Genomic DNA, 16,201 nt, shown 5'->3' with positions numbered 1-16,201 from the left:
CGTGTTGCACAGAGACTCTCAACGCTGCGCCTGCTTCGTCTCTTGCAACTGCGAGGCATCCCAGCCGCCGCCCAGCGCCTCGATCAGGCTCGCGCTTGCGATCAGGCGATTGGAGCGCACTTGCAGCGCGGTCTGCTCGTTCGAAAGCGCCGTCGCCTGCGCGGTCACCACGGTCGTATAGGCAACCGTGCCGGCCTCGTATTCGTCGAGCGAGATCTGCACCGACTGGCGCGCGAGTTTCACCGCTTCGTCCTCGGCCACGGCCTGCTCGCCCAGCACGCGAAGATTCGACAGTTCATTTTCGACGTCGTGGAAGGCGGTGAGCACGGTCTGGCGATAGTTGGCGACGCTCTGGTCGTAAGTCGCGCGCGCCGCATCGACGGTGGCCGAACGCGCACCGCCGTCGATCAGCGTTTCGCTACCGCTGGCCGCGATCGACCATAGCGCATTGGCTGCCGAAAGAAGCGGCGCAGCGCCCGAGAATCCCGCCGCGCCCGAGAGCGAGATCGTCGGATAGTACGCGGCCACGGCCACGCCGATCAACGCGTTTTCCTGCGCCATGGTGCGTTCGGCTTCGGCGATATCGGGGCGGCGTTCGAGCAGCACCGACGGCACGACGAGCGGCACGTCGGGCACGTTCTGCGCGAGTTCAGCGGGCGCAATCGTCAGGTCCGAAGGCGGCCGGCCCATCAGCAGCGCGATCGCGTGTTCATACTGATCGCGCAATTCCTCGGCGGCGATGGCTGACGCGCGCGTGGTTGCCAGCGTGGTCTGCGCCGTCACCACATCCGAGCGTGAAGCCACGCCAGCTTCGTACTGGTTGCGCGTGATGTCCAGGCTGCGTTCGTAGGCCTTCGCGGTGTCGTTCAGGAGGCGCGTGAGCGAGTCTTGATAGCGCATCGAAAAGTAGTCCGAAACGAGTTCTTCCTGGGCTGAAAGAGTGAGGTCGGCTAGCTGCGCAGCGCTCGCCTGCGCGCTCGCCTTATCGCTTTCGATCTGACGACGTACCTTGCCCCACAGGTCGAGGTCCCACGACGCACTCGCTTCGAGCGAACCGGTGGTTGCCGTCGCGCCGCTGCTGCGCGAGCGCGTGACGCCGGGCGCGACCGCGACCGTTGGCGACAGATTGGCGCGCGCCTCGCGCACGACCGCCAGCGCCTGACGATACGCCGCCTCGTAGGCCTTCAGGTTCTGGTTGTTGATGGCCACCTGCGTGACCAGTGAGTCGAGCACGGGATCGTTATAGACGCTCCACCAGTCGCCGCGTGCGGCGCCATCGGTTGGCGTGGCGCTTTTCCAGCCTTTGGGCGCTTCCTTGAAGGCGACGGGTGTGACGACATCGGGACGGCGATACTCGGGGCCAACGGTGCAACCCTGCAAGGCGAGCAAAGCCGCGCCGAGCGCGATCGTCGTGCAAATCGTGCCCATGCGCGTGGTACGGATGCGAACAGGAAAAAGCTTCTTCATGATGAGGAGTCCGTCATTGCGCCACCGGTCGAACCGGGCAGCACGCGGCGCCAGAGCGCGCGTGCGCGATGGCGCAGGCGATCGAGATAGAGATAGACAACGGGCGTCGTATAAAGCGTGAGCAACTGGCTCACAACGAGGCCGCCGATGATGGCGATGCCCAACGGGCGGCGCAGCTCCGCGCCCATGCCCTGATCGAGCACGAGCGGCACCGCGCCGAACAGCGCGGCGCAGGTCGTCATCATGATCGGACGAAAACGCATTACGCAGGCCGTGCGAATCGCCTCGGCGGGCGAGAGATTTTGCATGCGCTGTGCCTCCAGCGCGAAATCGACCATCATGATCGCGTTCTTCTTGACGATACCAATCAGCAAAAACACGCCGATCAGCGCGATCACCGAAAACTCGGTGTTGGTCGCAAGCAGCGCGATCACCGCACCCACGCCGGCCGATGGCAGGGTCGAGAGAATCGTGAGCGGATGCACGTAGCTTTCGTACAGGATGCCCAACACCGCATAGACCGCCAGCAGCGCAGCGCCAATCAGCAACGGCATCGTGGACGCGGCCGCGAGCGCACTGCCCGCCGTGCCCGCGAACGCGCCGTGCACCGAGTTCGGCATATTGAGGTCCTTGACGGCCTGATCGACGGCGGCCGTGGCATCGGCGAGTTGATAGCCCGGCGCGAGGTTGAACGAGATCGTCGCCGCCACCGCCTGGCCCTGGTGATTGACCGAGACCGGCGTGTGCGCCTGAACGAGTTTCGAAAACGCCGAAAGCGGCACCATCGTGCTGCTCGACGTGCTCACGGCCTGGCCCGTGGAAACGCTGCCGCCGGTGCTGGTGGCAATCGAATTGGTGGACGCGTTCGTGCTGGCGCTCGACGTGCTGCTGCTCGTCGCCGACGAAGATGAGGATGACGAAGTCGATGCGCTAGTCACCGTGCCAGAAACGGCATTGGTGGACGACGTGCCGCTTGCCGATGCGCCCGACGTGCTCACGTAGATATCGTTGAGCGACGAAGGATCCTGCAGCCACTTCGGCGCGATCTCCATCACTACGTGGTACTGGTTCTGCTCCTTGTAGATGGTCGATACTTCACGCTCGCCAAAGGCGTCGTAAAGCGTTGCGTCGATCGTATCGGGCGTGAGGCCAAAGCGCATCGCGGTCGCGCGATCGACCACAACCTTTGCGGAAAGCCCGCCATTCTGCTGGTCGGAACTCACGTCAGCTAGCGCCGGCAGGCGCTTGAGCGCGGCGGTCAGACGCGTGGCCCATTGCTGGACCTGCGCGGTATCGTCGCCCTGCAGCGTGTACTGGAACTGCGCGAAGCTCTGGCGGCCGCCCACCATCAGATCCTGACGCGGGAACATCATCAGTTGCGCGCCTGGAATCTTCGCGAGCTTCTGACGCAGACGCGCCATCACCGTAAACGCCGAATCCTTGCGCTCGTCGAGCGGCTTGAGCGTGACGCTGGTGAACGCCTGATTCGTGCCGTGACCGCCCGTGAACCCCACCACCGTCTGCACGGCGGGATCGGCCTTCACGATCGCCAGCGCCTGCTTCACCTTCACGCTCATCGCCTGAAACGAGATGCTCTGGTCGGCCATCATGCCGCCGCCCATCAGGCCGCTGTCCTGCTGCGGAAAGAGACTCTTGGGCACCACCGTATAGAGCACCACGTTAAGCGCGATCGTCGCGATCAGGGTGCCTAAAACCAGCAGCGGATGACGCAGCGCTGCGCCCAACGTGCGCGCGTACAACTGCTCCGCCGCATCGAAACCTCGACCGAGCGCATCGCTGACACGCGCACAAAAACGCGTGAAGCGGTTGTCCTTGCGCGGCTTCGACGCATCATCGTGCGCGCCGTGCAGCAACAGGGCGCACAGCGTGGGCGTGGTGGTGAGCGCGAGCACCATCGACACCGCAATCGAGATCGACAGCACGATGGCGAATTCGCGGAAAATGCGCCCGACCAGCCCGCCCATCAGCAGAATCGGCAGAAACACGGCGATCAGCGACACGCTCATCGAAATGACCGTGAAGCTCACTTCCTTCGCGCCCGCGAAGGCCGCTTCGAAACGCGACGCGCCGCGCTCGCGATGGCGCGCGATGTTTTCCAGCACGACAATGGCGTCGTCCACCACGAAGCCGGTCGCGATGGTCAGCGCCATCAGCGAGAGATTGTCGAGACTATAGCCAAACAGCTTCATCGCGCCGAAGGTGCCGAGAATCGACACCGGCACGGTCACCGCCGGAATCAGGGTCGCACGCACATTGCGCAGGAACGCGAGCACCACCAGCACGACCAGCACCACGGCGATCATGAGCGTGCGTTCGGTATGCGAGAGCGAGGCGCGGATCGTGCTGCTGCGGTCGTCGGAGACGGTGACTTCCGTGCCGGGCGGCAGCGCGGCCTCCAGTTGCGGCAGCACGGCCTTCACGCGGTCGACTACATCGACGATATTGCCGCCGGGCTGCTTGAAGATCCACAGCATCACGGCAGGCTTGCCGTTGACATAGCCCACGTTGCGCAGGCTCTCGACCGAGTCGTTGACCTGTGCGACATCGCGCAGGAACACGGGCCGGCTATTGCGCCACGCCACCACCAGATTGCGGTATTCGTCGGCGCGTTCGGCCTGGTCGTTGGCGTAAAGCTGCCAGCGCAGCGCGCCGTCGCTGACCATGCCCTTCGCGCTATCTGCGTTGGCGGCGGACAGCGCCGCGCGCACGTCCTCCAGGCCAATGCCGTATTTGAACAGCGCACTCGCGTTCAATTCGACGCGCACCGCAGGCAGCGAGCTACCGTTGAGATCGACATTGCCGATGCCGTCGATCTGCATGAGCCGCTGCTGCAGCACGGTCGCCGCGCTGTCGTAGAGTTGCCCCGGCGTGAGCGTCTTCGAAGTGAGCGAGACGATCAGGATGGGCGCGTCGGCGGGATTGAACTTGCGGTAGGTCGGGTTCGACTTGAGCGCGCTCGGCAGGTCCGCGCGCGCCGCGTTGATCGCCGCCTGCACGTCGCGCGCCGCGCCGTTGATATCGCGGTCAAGGCCGAACTGCAGGATCACATCGGTGGAACCGACGCTGCTCTGCGAAGTCATTTCCGTGACGTCGGCGATCTGACCCAGGTGCCGTTCGAGCGGCGCGGCCACGGTTGCGGCCATGGTTTCAGGACTCGCGCCCGACATCTGCGCCTGCACGCGGATGGTCGGAAAATCCACGGCCGGCAGCGGCGCGACCGGCAGATGGCCGAACGCCAGCGCACCCGCCACAGCAATCGCGATCGTCATCAGGATCGTCGCGACCGGCCGGCGAATGAAAATCGCGCTGAAATTCATGATGCGCCCCGCTGCGCGTCGTTCAGCGTCCAACCGCGCGCGCGCAGCCACGCCGCCATGCGATCCATCGCCAGATAAACAGCAGGCGTGGTGAAGAGCGTGAGCGCCTGGCTAAAGACCAGCCCGCCGATCATCGCGACACCCAGCGGATGGCGCAATTCAGAGCCGCTGCCGGTGCCCAGCGCGAGCGGCACGGCGGCGATCAGCGCGGCCATCGTCGTCATCAGGATCGGACGCAAGCGCAGCAGGCAGGCGCGATGAATCGCCTCGCGCGGCGTGAGCCCTTCGTCGCGTTCGGCGGCCAGCGCGAAGTCGATCATCATGATCGCGTTCTTCTTGACGATGCCAATCAGCAGCACAATGCCAATCACGCCGATGATGTCGAGATCTGCGCCCGTGAGCACCATCGCCAGCAACGCGCCCACGCCTGCCGAAGGCAGCGTCGAGAGAATCGTGAACGGATGCACGAAGCTCTCATAGAGCACGCCCAGCACCACGTACATCACCAGCACGGCCGCCAGCACCAGATAAAGCTCGCTGGAAAGCGACGACTGGAATGCATCGGTTGCGCCCTGGAAGCGCGTTTCGAAGCTGTCCGGCAGTGCAACGGCGGCTTCGGCCTGCTTGACCGCTTTCACTGCCGCGCCAAGTGATGCGCCCTTGGCCAGATTGAACGAGATCGTGGTGGCCGGGAACTGGCCGAGGTGTGAAATCTGGATCGGCTTCTTGCTGGTGACGATCTGCGCAACCGCCGAAAGCGGCACCTGGCCATCGGTCGCCGTGGACGACGGCAGATAGACCGAGTCGAACGCGTTCAGGCCGCGCGCGAGCTTCGGATCGATCTCCATGATCACGCGCTTCTGGTCGGACTGCGTGAAGATGGTGCTGACGATACGTTGTCCGAAGTTATCGTAGAGCGCATTGTCGATGGTCGCGAGCGTAATGCCGAAGCGCGCGGCCGTCGCGCGATCCACCTGCACCGTGGCGGCGAGGCCCGCGTCCTGGAGGTCGCTCGTCACATCGGCGAGTTCGGGCTGTTTGCGCAGTTCGGCGACGAGCTTCGGTGTCCATTCGCTCAGCGTCGCCATCGACGGGTTGTCGAGCATGAACTGATACTGCGTCGCGCTCACCTGCGTATCCACGCTCAGGTCCTGCACGGGCTGCATATGCAGCGCGATGCCCGCCACGTCGGCGGTTTCGTTCTGCAGGCGGCGAATGATCTCGCTGGCCGAGGCGCTGCGTTCGTCCTTCGGCTTCAGGTTGATCTGCAGGCGGCCCATGTTGAGCGTCATATTGCTGCCATCCACGCCCACCGCCGACGACAGGCTCACCACGTCCGGGTCCTTGAGCACGGCATCAGCCAGTTGGGTTTGCAGCGCGCTCATGCGCTCGAACGAAATCGATTGCGAGGCTTCGGTGATGCCTTGAATCACGCCCGTGTCTTGCGTCGGGAAAAAGCCCTTGGGGATCAGCACGTAGAGTGCCGCGGTGAGTGCGAAGGTGCCGATCGCCACGGCCAGCGTAGCCTTTTCGTGGTCGAGCGCGAACGTCAATGCGCGGTCGTAATGCTTCATGATCGGGCCGAACCAGTCGCGCCCCTTGTGTTCGTGCTGGTTCTTTGCGCTTTCCGGCGACACCGGGCGCAGCAGTCGCGCGCATAGCATCGGCACCAGCGTGAGCGACACCAGCGCGGAGATCACGATGGCCACGGCCAGCGTCACCGCGAACTCGTAAAAGAGGCGCCCAATCACATCGCCCATGAACAGCAGCGGAATCAGCACCGCCAGCAGCGATACCGTGAGTGAGATGATCGTAAAGCCGATCTCGCGCGAGCCCTTGAGCGCGGCATCCATCGGCGTCATGCCGGCTTCCACATGGCGGCTGATGTTCTCGATCACGACGATGGCGTCATCCACCACGAAGCCCGTTGCGATGGTGAGCGCCATCAGCGACAGATTGTCGAGGCTGAAGCCCCACAGATACATCGCCGCGAACGTGCCCACCAGCGAGAGCGGCACGGAAAGACTCGGGATCAGTGTCGCCGGCACATTGCGCAGGAACACGAAGATCACCATCACGACCAGCGCAACCGCAAGCGCCAGTTCGAACTGCACGTCCTTCACCGAGGCGCGAATCGTAGTCGTGCGGTCGGTCAGCAGCGCGACATGCACGGACGAAGGCAGATCGCGCGTGAGCGCGGGCAGCATCGCCTTGATCGAATCGGCGACCTTGATGACGTTTGCGCCAGGCTGGCGCTGCACGTTCAGCAGGATCGCGGGCGTGTCGTTGCTCCACGCGGCCAGTTGCGTGTTTTCCGCGCCCGCTACCACGTCCGCAACATCGCGCAGACGCACGGGGCGGCCGTTGCGATACGCAATCACGGTATCCAGATACTGCTGGGGATCTTCGATCTGGTCGTTGGAGTCGATCGTCCATGCGCGATGCGGACCGTCAAGCGAGCCCTTCGGCGCATTCGTGTTGACGTTCGTGAGCGTGGTGCGCAGATCGTCCACGTTCAGGCCATAAGCGGCCAGCGCGCGGATATTGGGCCGTACGCGCACCGCAGGCTTGTGTCCACCGGAAAGCGTGACAAGCCCCACGCCCGCCATCTGCGAAATCTTCTGGGCGATGCGCGTGTTGGTGAGCGCCTGCACGTCGGTGAGCGGCATGGTCGGCGACGTGATGGCGAGCGTGAGGATCGGCGCGTCGGCGGGATTGACCTTGGCGTAGACGGGCGGCGCGGGCAGATCGCTCGGCAGCAGGCTGTCGGCGGCGTTGATGGCCGCCTGCACTTCCTGTTCGGCCACGTCCATCGACACGGTCAGGTCGAATTGCAGCGTGATGACCGAGGCGCCCGCCGACGAATGCGAGGCCATCTGCTTGAGGCCCGCCATTTCGCCAAGCTGCTGTTCGAGCGGCGCGGTCACGGCGGAGGTCATCACGTCCGGGCTCGCGCCCGGGTAGAAGGTCTGCACCTGGATCGTCGTGTATTCGACCGAAGGCAGCGCGGATAGCGGCAGAAAGCGCCATGCCACCAGGCCGACGACGAGCAGCGCCGCCATCAGCAAGGTCGTGGCGACGGGCCGCAGGATAAAGAGGCGCGACGGATTCATGACTGCGGGCGGCCCGTGGTGTCAGCGGCGGTCTTTGTTGCAGCCTTATCGCCGCCCTGCTTCGGCAGGCGGATTTTCGCGCCGTCGCTCAGATGATCGGCGCCATCGACCACCACGCGATCGCCCACCGCCAGCCCCGCGAGCACGGCGGTGTGACCGTCGGCGGCCGCGCCCGTGCGGATCTTGCGCAGCGACACCGTCTGGTTGTCGTTGACGCGATAGACGAAGGTGCCGGGCGTGCCCGTCTGCACGGCTTCGGACGGAATCGTCACCGCATCGTGCAGCGTGTCGAGCAGCAGCGAGATATTGACGAACTGGTTCGGGAACAACGCGCCGTCGGCGTTCTTGAAGAGCGCGCGCAGCTTCACGGTGCCGGTCGTGGTGTCGATCTGGTTATCGACGGTGTCGAGCACGCCGTCCGCGAGTTTCTCATCGCCCGCGCGGTCGTAAGCGCTCACCTGCAGATGCGCGCCGCTGGCGAGACGCTGGTTCAGGCGGCGCAGATCGTCTTCGGGCAGCGTGAACACCACCGAGATCGGATCGGTTTCCGTCACAACGACCACGCCGTCCGTGTCGGAGGCCGTGACGTAATTACCGACATCGACCTGACGCAGACCCACGCGCCCGTCCACCGGCGAGACGATGCGGCAATACGTGAGGTTGAGCTGCTGGGCGTCCACCTGCGCCTGGTCCGTGAGCACGGTGCCTTCGTATTCGCGCACGGTGGCTTCGGCGGTATCGAGCGTCTGTTGCGCGACCGAATCGGTTTTGGCCAGACGCTGGTAGCGCGCCAGGTCGAGGCGCGCATTATCGAGCAGCGCCTTGTCCTTGACCACCTGTCCCTGATATTGCTTGAGCGCGACCTGATACTGGCGCGGATCGACCTGCGCGAGCAGATCGCCCTTCTTGACGTGCTGGCCTTCGCGGAAATCGATCGCCTGCAGATAGCCGCTGATCTGCGACTTCACGGTGACGGTCGCAAGCGACGTGACCGTGCCGAGCGACGTCAGCCGCACCGGCACGTCGCCAGTCGCCGCGGTCGCGACGCCGACCGCCTGCGCCTGCGCCTGGCCGCCCATCATGCCAGGTCCTCCCGGACCACCGGGACCGCCCGGGCCGCCGTGGCCCGGCGCACCGCCTGCGGGCGCGCCATGCGGGCGCAGCGCAAACAGCGCGATTGCGCCCGCAGCCACCGCCAGCAGTATCCACGGCAGGACGCGACGCCGCCGCGCGGGGCCTTTGCCATGCGTCTCGTGCGGCTCGCGCACAGCGGATTCATCAGGATTTTGGGGAGGCTCTACGCGCTTGTCCATGCCGTTCGCAATGCGTGAATGAAGCCGCGAACGATACGGTATGACGCGTATATCCTGTTGATTCTTAATGGGATCAACACAATATATCCAGATTGACACACGATATGCAGCCCGACCGTCAGCGAATTGTCGGACAATGATTGCGACTTTCACGGGCGCTTTCGCCGCCGCGTGCCACGCGCATTTGCCACGATCAACCTGCCTTGAACAACGCCCCCATTCTTATCGTCGAAGACGATCCGGACATCAGCGCGCCGCTTGCCCAGTTTCTCAGCGGCAAGGGGTATCGCACGCGCGTGGCCGGCAGCGCCGAGCAGGCGCTCGCCATGCTCGCGCAGGAAAGCGTGGAACTGGTGCTGCTCGACGTGATGCTGCCGGGCATGGACGGGCTCGAACTATGCCGACGTCTGCGCGCCTCGGGCGGCCCGCGCATCATCATGCTGACCGCGCTGGTCGAAACAACCGACATGGTGATCGGCCTTGAACTGGGCGCCGACGATTATGTGTCCAAGCCCTTCGATCTGCGCGAACTGCTCGCGCGCATCCGTTCGGCGTTGCGGCGCCCGCCCAGCGGCGCGCCCGCGAGCCAGGCCGCGGCCCCCGCCGACGCCGCGCGCGACCCCGGCGCGGAGCTGGTAATCGGCTTCGCGGGCCACACGTTCTATCCGTACCGCCGCTTCGTGCGCTCGCCCGCGGGCCTGCGCATACCGCTCACGGGCGCGGAAACCGACCTGTTGCTGGTGTTTTGCCGCCAGCCCCGCCAGGTGCTGTCGCGCGAAGAACTGATTGCGCTCACACGCGGCAAGAACTTCCCCATCGCCACGCGCTCGATCGACCTGCTCGTGAGCCGCCTGCGCCGCAAGCTCAGCGGCGAAGATCCGCTCGAAGAGACCATTCGCACCGTGCGCGCGGACGGCTATGCCTTCCAGCCCGACGTTTTCTTCGAGTAACGCACCGCCGATGCGACGCTTCTTCTCCGACTTCTTCTCCACTACGCTCGGGCAGATTCTCGCCATCATCGCGTGCGCGTCGAGCATCACGTTTGGCCTGTTCATCGTGCTGCTGTTCTATCCGGGCGGGCCGCCCAGACCACCGTGGCCCTGGACGCCGACCTATCGCATCTCGAGCATCGCGCGCGTGCTGGCGCAAACGCCCGCCGATGCGCGCGCGAGCACAGCGCTCAGCCTGCAATCGCCGGGCTACGCGCTGGGCATGACGCGCATGCCCACGCGCTGCACCGTCAATACGCTCGACGACAACGAGCTGAACCGCACGCTGCGCGAAGAATTGAGCGACATCGGCGCGACGGTCAGCGTCCATTCGTGCGACGCAAGCAATCCAAACGGCACGATCCAGATCCTCGTGCACCTGAGCGAGAACGATCCGTCCGTGCTGGAAGTGCGCACCCAGCGCCTGGGCCCCGAGCCGCCGCGCCTGCGCTTTCCCTTCTATGGCGCGATCCTGTTCATGGGCGTGGGCGTGCTCGCCATGTCGGTGTGGGCCGTGTCGCGCGTGATCCGCCCGCTGCGCCGACTTGCCGATAAGGCCGAAGCATTTGGCCGCGAAATCGAGCTTGCGCCCATCGAGGAAGAAGGTCCGCTAGAAATCCGCCGCGCCGCACACGCGTTCAATCTGATGCAGGAGCGCATCACGCGTTCGCTGCACAACCGCACGCGCATGCTTGCTGCCGTGAGTCACGATTTGCGCACGCCGCTCACGCGCATGCGTCTGCAACTGGACACCAACGAAAGCGAGACCGTGCGCGACAAGCTGCGCAAGGACATCGACCTGATGCAGACGATGGTGTCGTCGGCGCTGGCGTTTTTGAGCACGGGCAGCGGCGACGAAAACAAGGAATGGCTCGACCTGAGCGCGCTGATCGCCACGATCTGCGACGAGTACGAGGAAGCGGGCGCGGCGATCCGCTACGAAGGGCCGCGCCAGATCCGCTGCTTCTGCCGCCCGGACGGCATGCAGCGCGTGCTTGCGAATCTGATTGACAACGCGCTGCGTTTTGGCGAGACGGTGGTGGTGGTGGCATCGGTGCGCGCGGATACGATCCTGATCGACGTGAGCGACGACGGCCCGGGCATCCCCGAAACGCGCCTGCGCGACGTGCTCGAACCGTTCGTGCGGCTCGATCCCTCGCGCGGCGCGCAGCCCGGCAGTGTCGGCCTGGGACTTGCGATCGTGCGCGATATCGTGCGCGCGCATGGCGGCGAACTGACGCTGATTAACCGTCGGCCGCTGGGGTTGACGGCGCGCATCATGCTGCCGGAATCGACGCATGACCGGCTTGCCGAAGACGCGACGGCGCGCGGGTGAGCGTGTGGATTAGCGTTTGATCGTGTGTTCACGGCGCTGCGGCAAAACGTCTCGCCAGTGCGCCGTGCTCCATGCCGCCATTTCCTGACGTTTTGCCGTTCATGCGTTACGATGCGCGGATGCCTCTGTTCGCTCACGCCCGTCGACGCTTATCCGTATGGCTTGCCCTGCTTGCCATGTGGCTCGTCGTGGTCGTGCCGGTCGCCAGCCAGTTGGTGTCCGCCGCGCGGGCGGCCACACCGGACACCGCCAGCATTCTTTGCTCGGTAACGGGCGCGCAGGAACCGGCATCCGCATCCCACCTTCACACCGACCGCCTCGCGGCCTGCGGGTACTGCACCCTGCTCGCCCATCAGCCCGCGATGCCTGCGCCGCCTGCATCCGCACCCGCGCTCGTCACGATCGCGGTGGCGCGCGCAGACGCGCTGTCCACTGCGCAGCACGTTCCCGCTGCTTCATTCCCATCGGGCCGGCCACGCGGGCCGCCTGCTTCTTCCGCCGCCTGAACCCTCTACGCCTGACGCTGCGCTTCATTGCGCTGATTCGTTGCGCTGATTCGTTGCGCGCTTCCGGCGTGTCAGCTTGACTAGCATCCCCATTCCAATTTGATCAGGAGAACGATCATGTATCGCCGTTTCCGCCAATTCGCCCTTGCCATGCCCTTCGCCGTCGCGGCGCTTCCCGTCCTTGCCGCGCCGTCGAGCGCCGTGCAAGTGTCCGACTGCTGGGTCCGCTCGATGCCGGGCAGCGTGCCGTCGGGCGGCTATTTCAAGCTCACCAACACGAGCGCCAAACCCGTCGATCTGCTCGACGTCAGCAGCGACGCCTTCGGCATGGCCATGCTGCATCAGTCGCAAAGCAACGGCAGCGCGTCGAAGATGGTCATGGTCGATAAGGCAACGGTGCCTGCCAACGGTACGCTCGCGTTCGCGCCGGGCGGCTACCACGTGATGTTCGAGGAAGCGAAGAAGACACTGACCGTCGGCTCGACGATTCCCGTCACGTTCAAGTTCAGCAACGGTGAAAAGATCGACGCGCAATGCGCCGTGAAAAACGCCGCGGGTCAGTAAGCGCGCTGCGCTGCTGGTGGATCGGTAATGATCGAACGCAGCGCATCGTTCGCAGATAGACGTTGAAGATCCGGCACGGGCCGCGCCAGCGCTGGATCGCGCGCGAACGCGGATTCCAGCGTCTGCGCGATATCGAGCAGGCGCGCGTCGCCTCGCATCGGCCCGATCATCTGCAGTCCAAACGGCATACCGGCATGATCGACGCCACACGGCAACGACAGCGACGGATTCGTCAGCACGGTCACGATGTAGGTGAGCGCGACCCAACGGTAGTAGTTTTCGAGCCGCTCGCCGTCGACTTCCTCGCAATGAGGCGTTGTCCACGGGAACGGCGAGACCGGAGAAACCGGCGCAACAATCACGTCGTAGCGCGCGAAATGTGCCTGAAATTGCCGATAAAGAGCCGTGCGCTGCGTATCGGCGCGCGCGACGTCGGCAAGCGTCAAGGCGCTGCCCATCTCGTAGTTCGCACGCGTATTCGCACCGAGCAAGGACGGATCGCGCTCATAAGTCTCGCGCAGACTGGCGACGAATTCCTGCGCGCGCACCACGTCGAAGACGCGATGCGCTCCGCGCAAATCGAGCGCGACGGGCTCGCAATGCCCCACGAGACGCGACAGGTGCGCGATCTTCTCCCTGAACGCCGCGCGAATCGAGGGGTCGACGGCGCAAGCGCCAAAGTCCTCCGTATAGCCAATGCGCAGCATGGCCGGATCGATACGCGGCGCTTGGATGAAAGCGTCAATACCTGCGGGATAGCCCAGCGGATCGGCAGCGTCATGGCCCGCGAGTGCGGCCAGTTGCAGGCGCACATCGGCGATGCTGCGGCCCATCGGCCCGCTGACCCAGTTGGGCGCCCAGCCCAGCACGCGTTGGCCGGACGGCACGAGCCCCGGCGACGCCCGAAAGCCCACCACGCCGCATAATGCAGCCGGAATGCGCAGCGAACCGCCCAGGTCCGAACCGGTGGCCAGCGGCAGCATGCCGGTAGCCAGCGCAACGGCCGAGCCGCCAGACGAGCCGCCCGCGTTCAGGCGAGTATCGAATGGATTGCCCGTTGCGCCCCAAACGACGTTGCGCGTGTTCGCGCCCGCGCCCATTTCCGGCACGTTGGTCTTGGCCGCGACGATGGCACCCGCCGCGCGCAAACGGGCGACGAAGAGGTTGTCGCTGGCAGGCACATAGTCGCGATAGAGCGGCGAACCATACGTCGTCAGCAGGCCCGCGGTCTCTTCGAGATCTTTCACGCCGATCGGCAGGCCGTGCAACAGACCAGCCGCTTCACCATTAACAAGCACCTGTTCTGCGCGACGCGCCTCAGTACGCGCGCGTTCGAACGCTGTGGCCGCGAGCGCATTAACTGCCGGCTCGATTTCAGCGATGCGCGCGAGGCACGCGTCCAGCAATTCGACAGGCGAAAGCTCGCGCTCGCCAATCAGGCGGCGCGCCTCGACGGCGGATAAATCAGCAAGCGAAGCGGACATTCAAACCCTTCGAGATCACAGCGATCACGCCGCCAGTGCGCGCGCCGATTGATCGACGCACGCAACAATCGCGTCGCGCGTATTGAGTAAATGCACGCGCGTCTGTTCGTGCACGGCGGCGGTGTCGCGCGCGCGCCAGGCCGTCAGCAGTTGTGCATGCTCGTCGTTGTTGCTCGCCATGATATCGGGCTGCACGTAAAGCGACAGCGAAACGTAGGGGCGCGCGAGCAGCGACAGCCCGCGCACCACTTCAAACAGACGCGTATCGGCTTCGCACTGCATCAGATGCTGATGAAAATCTTCATTGAGCAAGGCCCACTGCCCCGATCCCGGCGCAACTTCGCTCATGGCCTCATGGCTTGCCTGCGCGGCATCGATCTGCGCGGCGCTGGCATGCAGACACGCCCGCTCGGCGAGCATTGGCTCCAGCATCATGCGCAATTCGTAGATCTCGCTGACGTCGCCTGCGGTCAGGCCGCGCACTTCGACGCCCTTGTTCGGATCGATCGCGACGAGTCCTTCGGCGCGCAGATCGCGAAAGGCCTCGCGCACCGGCGTCGTACTCACGCCCAGGCGTTTGGCGACCTCCTCCTGACGCAGCCGCGTGCCCGCTGCATAGACGCCCTGCAATATCTCCGCGCGCAGCGTGCCGAGAACATACTCCTGAATGGTGCGATAGGGCCTCGCCATAATGTCTCCGATATCGATATTGTGTTGTTCGCCTTTATGCGGTGACTTCCGTGCTGGCTGCATGCACAAGTTCGCGCCGCGCGCCGATCACCCGCTCGATCCACGCAGCCACACGCAGCGTACCGAGATCCTCGCCGAACGCGCCGACGATCTGGAAGCCCAGCGGCAGGCCGCCTTCGGTCCAGCCGGACGGCACCGTCACGGCCGGTACGCCCAGCAGGCTCCACGGCGCGCAGAATGTTGGGTCCCCGGTATCGTCAAGACCTGCGGGCGCAGCGCCCGTGGCCGGCACGCTCACCAGCGCGTCGCAGTCTGCCAGCAAGGCATGCGAACGCTCACGTAGTTGCGCCTGCAACGACAGTGCCGCCTCGTAGCGCGCTTGCGGAATCTGCGCGCCTTCGTCGATCAACGCCCGCATGTGCGCGCTGAGCAGATCGCGATGATCGCGTGCCTCGGGACCGACCGCGCGCCCCGCTTCCACGCGCAAGATCACCTGCAAAGCATCGACGATCTGCGCGAGATCCGCGTCGAAGGCGATCTCCGTCACGATCGCGCCCGCCGCACGTAGATGCGCCAGCGATGCCTCAAAATTCGCTTTCTGTTCGTCCTGCAAGCGCTCGTCGAAGGGCGTACGCACGACGCCCAGGCGCGGCGGCGAGGCCAACGGCGCGAACCACTTGCGCCAGGTTTCGACACTATCGATTGCGTCGCTGCGTTTAGCTACGAACAGCGCATGCGCTAGCGCCGCAACCTCCACCTCGCGCGCAAAGAAGCCAATGTGGTCGAGCGACGCCGCGAGCGCATGCACGCCCTCGCGCGAAATCGTGTCGTAGCTGGGCTTGTAACCCACCGCGCCGCAATACGCGGCGGGGCGGATCACGGAGCCGACCGTTTGCGTCCCAAGCGCGAGCGGAAGGATACCCGCGCCCACGGCCGCAGCCGACCCGCTCGACGACCCACCCGGCGTATGGCCTTCGCGCCAGGGATTGACAGTCGGCCCTGGCTGACGCCATGCAAATTCCGTCGTCACGGTCTTGCCGAACACGAGCGCGCCAAGTTCGCGTAACTGCGCGACGACCGGTGCGTCGGCCTGCGGACGATGGCCGCGCCAGATCGGCGAGCCGTATGACGTCGGCATATCGGCGGTATCGATCAGGTCTTTCACGCCGACGGGCAGGCCCGCGAGCGGCGCGCAGGCGTCAGGCTCGACATAAGAGTCTGGACGCCAGGTGAAAGCGTGCAGCGTCGGCTCTAGTGCTTCGGCACGCGCTACGGCTTCGTCGATGCGCGCGCGGCATGCGGCCACGTTGCCGCGCTGCGCAATCAACGTCGTCACGAACGACGGTGTGGCTTCGTTCATTATTCCCTTCCGTTCGAAGCGTGAGCGCGAGATGCGCGAAA

11 protein-coding genes are annotated in these 16,201 nt (G+C 65.1%); 4 read left to right on the top strand and 7 right to left on the bottom strand.

Annotated elements, in window-relative coordinates:
• Positions 1 to 18: 18 nt before the first annotated feature.
• Genes VG320_RS25715 through VG320_RS25700 form a run of 4 tightly spaced genes read right to left on the bottom strand, consistent with a single transcriptional unit; the run spans position 19 to position 9,231 of the window.
• Positions 19 to 1,467 carry an efflux transporter outer membrane subunit gene (locus tag VG320_RS25715; RefSeq protein ID WP_327202886.1) on the bottom strand — a complete coding sequence of 483 codons (1,449 nt, stop codon included), beginning with the start codon at positions 1,465 to 1,467 and terminating at the stop codon, positions 19 to 21.
• Positions 1,464 to 4,805: an efflux RND transporter permease subunit gene (locus tag VG320_RS25710; RefSeq protein WP_327202885.1), complete on the bottom strand. Its 3,342-nt coding sequence runs from the start codon at positions 4,803 to 4,805 to the stop codon at positions 1,464 to 1,466. The genes VG320_RS25715 and VG320_RS25710 overlap by 4 nt, the downstream gene beginning before the upstream one ends.
• A complete protein-coding gene (locus VG320_RS25705; RefSeq protein WP_327202884.1) occupies positions 4,802 to 7,918 on the bottom strand; it encodes a multidrug efflux RND transporter permease subunit in 3,117 nt (1,038 codons plus the stop codon). The genes VG320_RS25710 and VG320_RS25705 overlap by 4 nt, the downstream gene beginning before the upstream one ends.
• On the bottom strand, positions 7,915 to 9,231 hold the full coding sequence (locus VG320_RS25700; RefSeq protein WP_327202883.1) for an MdtA/MuxA family multidrug efflux RND transporter periplasmic adaptor subunit: 1,317 nt from the start codon (positions 9,229 to 9,231) through the stop codon (positions 7,915 to 7,917). The genes VG320_RS25705 and VG320_RS25700 overlap by 4 nt, the downstream gene beginning before the upstream one ends.
• A gap of 203 nt (positions 9,232 to 9,434) precedes the next feature.
• On the opposite strand from VG320_RS25700, the gene VG320_RS25695 reads away from it, so the two are divergent.
• From VG320_RS25695 to VG320_RS25680, 4 genes are all read left to right on the top strand, one after another.
• The gene (locus VG320_RS25695; RefSeq protein ID WP_327202882.1) at positions 9,435 to 10,181 is read left to right on the top strand and encodes a response regulator transcription factor; all 747 of its coding nucleotides are present in this window, start codon (positions 9,435 to 9,437) and stop codon (positions 10,179 to 10,181) included.
• A 10-nt stretch (positions 10,182 to 10,191) separates the two neighbouring features.
• Positions 10,192 to 11,556 carry an ATP-binding protein gene (locus VG320_RS25690; RefSeq protein ID WP_327202881.1) on the top strand — a complete coding sequence of 455 codons (1,365 nt, stop codon included), beginning with the start codon at positions 10,192 to 10,194 and terminating at the stop codon, positions 11,554 to 11,556.
• A gap of 71 nt (positions 11,557 to 11,627) precedes the next feature.
• Positions 11,628 to 12,062, top strand: coding sequence for a DUF2946 domain-containing protein (locus tag VG320_RS25685; protein WP_327202880.1), 435 nt, complete (start codon positions 11,628 to 11,630; stop codon positions 12,060 to 12,062).
• A gap of 117 nt (positions 12,063 to 12,179) precedes the next feature.
• Positions 12,180 to 12,626 (top strand): copper chaperone PCu(A)C, encoded by a 447-nt coding sequence (locus VG320_RS25680; RefSeq protein WP_327202879.1) that lies wholly within the window; start codon positions 12,180 to 12,182, stop codon positions 12,624 to 12,626.
• Here VG320_RS25680 and VG320_RS25675 read toward each other — a convergent pair.
• From VG320_RS25675 to VG320_RS25665, 3 genes are read right to left on the bottom strand one after another with little or no spacing between them, the layout of a single operon-like run.
• A complete protein-coding gene (locus VG320_RS25675; protein WP_327202878.1) occupies positions 12,620 to 14,110 on the bottom strand; it encodes an amidase in 1,491 nt (496 codons plus the stop codon). The two genes, VG320_RS25680 and VG320_RS25675, sit on opposite strands and share 7 nt — an antisense overlap.
• 24 nt (positions 14,111 to 14,134) lie before the next feature.
• Positions 14,135 to 14,800, bottom strand: coding sequence for a GntR family transcriptional regulator (locus VG320_RS25670; protein WP_327202877.1), 666 nt, complete (start codon positions 14,798 to 14,800; stop codon positions 14,135 to 14,137).
• 34 nt (positions 14,801 to 14,834) lie between these two features.
• A complete protein-coding gene (locus VG320_RS25665) occupies positions 14,835 to 16,160 on the bottom strand; it encodes an amidase (protein ID WP_327202876.1) in 1,326 nt (441 codons plus the stop codon).
• Between the last annotated feature and the right edge of the window lie 41 nt (positions 16,161 to 16,201).

Origin of the sequence: Paraburkholderia sp. (genome assembly GCF_035948235.1) — a bacterium.
Taxonomy (GTDB): domain Bacteria; phylum Pseudomonadota; class Gammaproteobacteria; order Burkholderiales; family Burkholderiaceae; genus Paraburkholderia.
This window is presented reverse-complemented; position numbering and strand designations above follow the sequence as displayed.

Coding starts and splice junctions, on each gene's coding strand:
- VG320_RS25700 (WP_327202883.1), bottom strand. CDS start 9,231: ATGGACAAGCGCGTAGAGCCTCCCCAAAATCCTGATGAATCCGCTGTG.
- VG320_RS25670 (WP_327202877.1), bottom strand. CDS start 14,800: ATGGCGAGGCCCTATCGCACCATTCAGGAGTATGTTCTCGGCACGCTG.
- VG320_RS25705 (WP_327202884.1), bottom strand. CDS start 7,918: ATGAATCCGTCGCGCCTCTTTATCCTGCGGCCCGTCGCCACGACCTTG.
- VG320_RS25710 (WP_327202885.1), bottom strand. CDS start 4,805: ATGAATTTCAGCGCGATTTTCATTCGCCGGCCGGTCGCGACGATCCTG.
- VG320_RS25685 (WP_327202880.1), top strand. CDS start 11,628: ATGCCGCCATTTCCTGACGTTTTGCCGTTCATGCGTTACGATGCGCGG.
- VG320_RS25690 (WP_327202881.1), top strand. CDS start 10,192: ATGCGACGCTTCTTCTCCGACTTCTTCTCCACTACGCTCGGGCAGATT.
- VG320_RS25675 (WP_327202878.1), bottom strand. CDS start 14,110: ATGTCCGCTTCGCTTGCTGATTTATCCGCCGTCGAGGCGCGCCGCCTG.
- VG320_RS25665 (WP_327202876.1), bottom strand. CDS start 16,160: ATGAACGAAGCCACACCGTCGTTCGTGACGACGTTGATTGCGCAGCGC.
- VG320_RS25715 (WP_327202886.1), bottom strand. CDS start 1,467: ATGAAGAAGCTTTTTCCTGTTCGCATCCGTACCACGCGCATGGGCACG.
- VG320_RS25680 (WP_327202879.1), top strand. CDS start 12,180: ATGTATCGCCGTTTCCGCCAATTCGCCCTTGCCATGCCCTTCGCCGTC.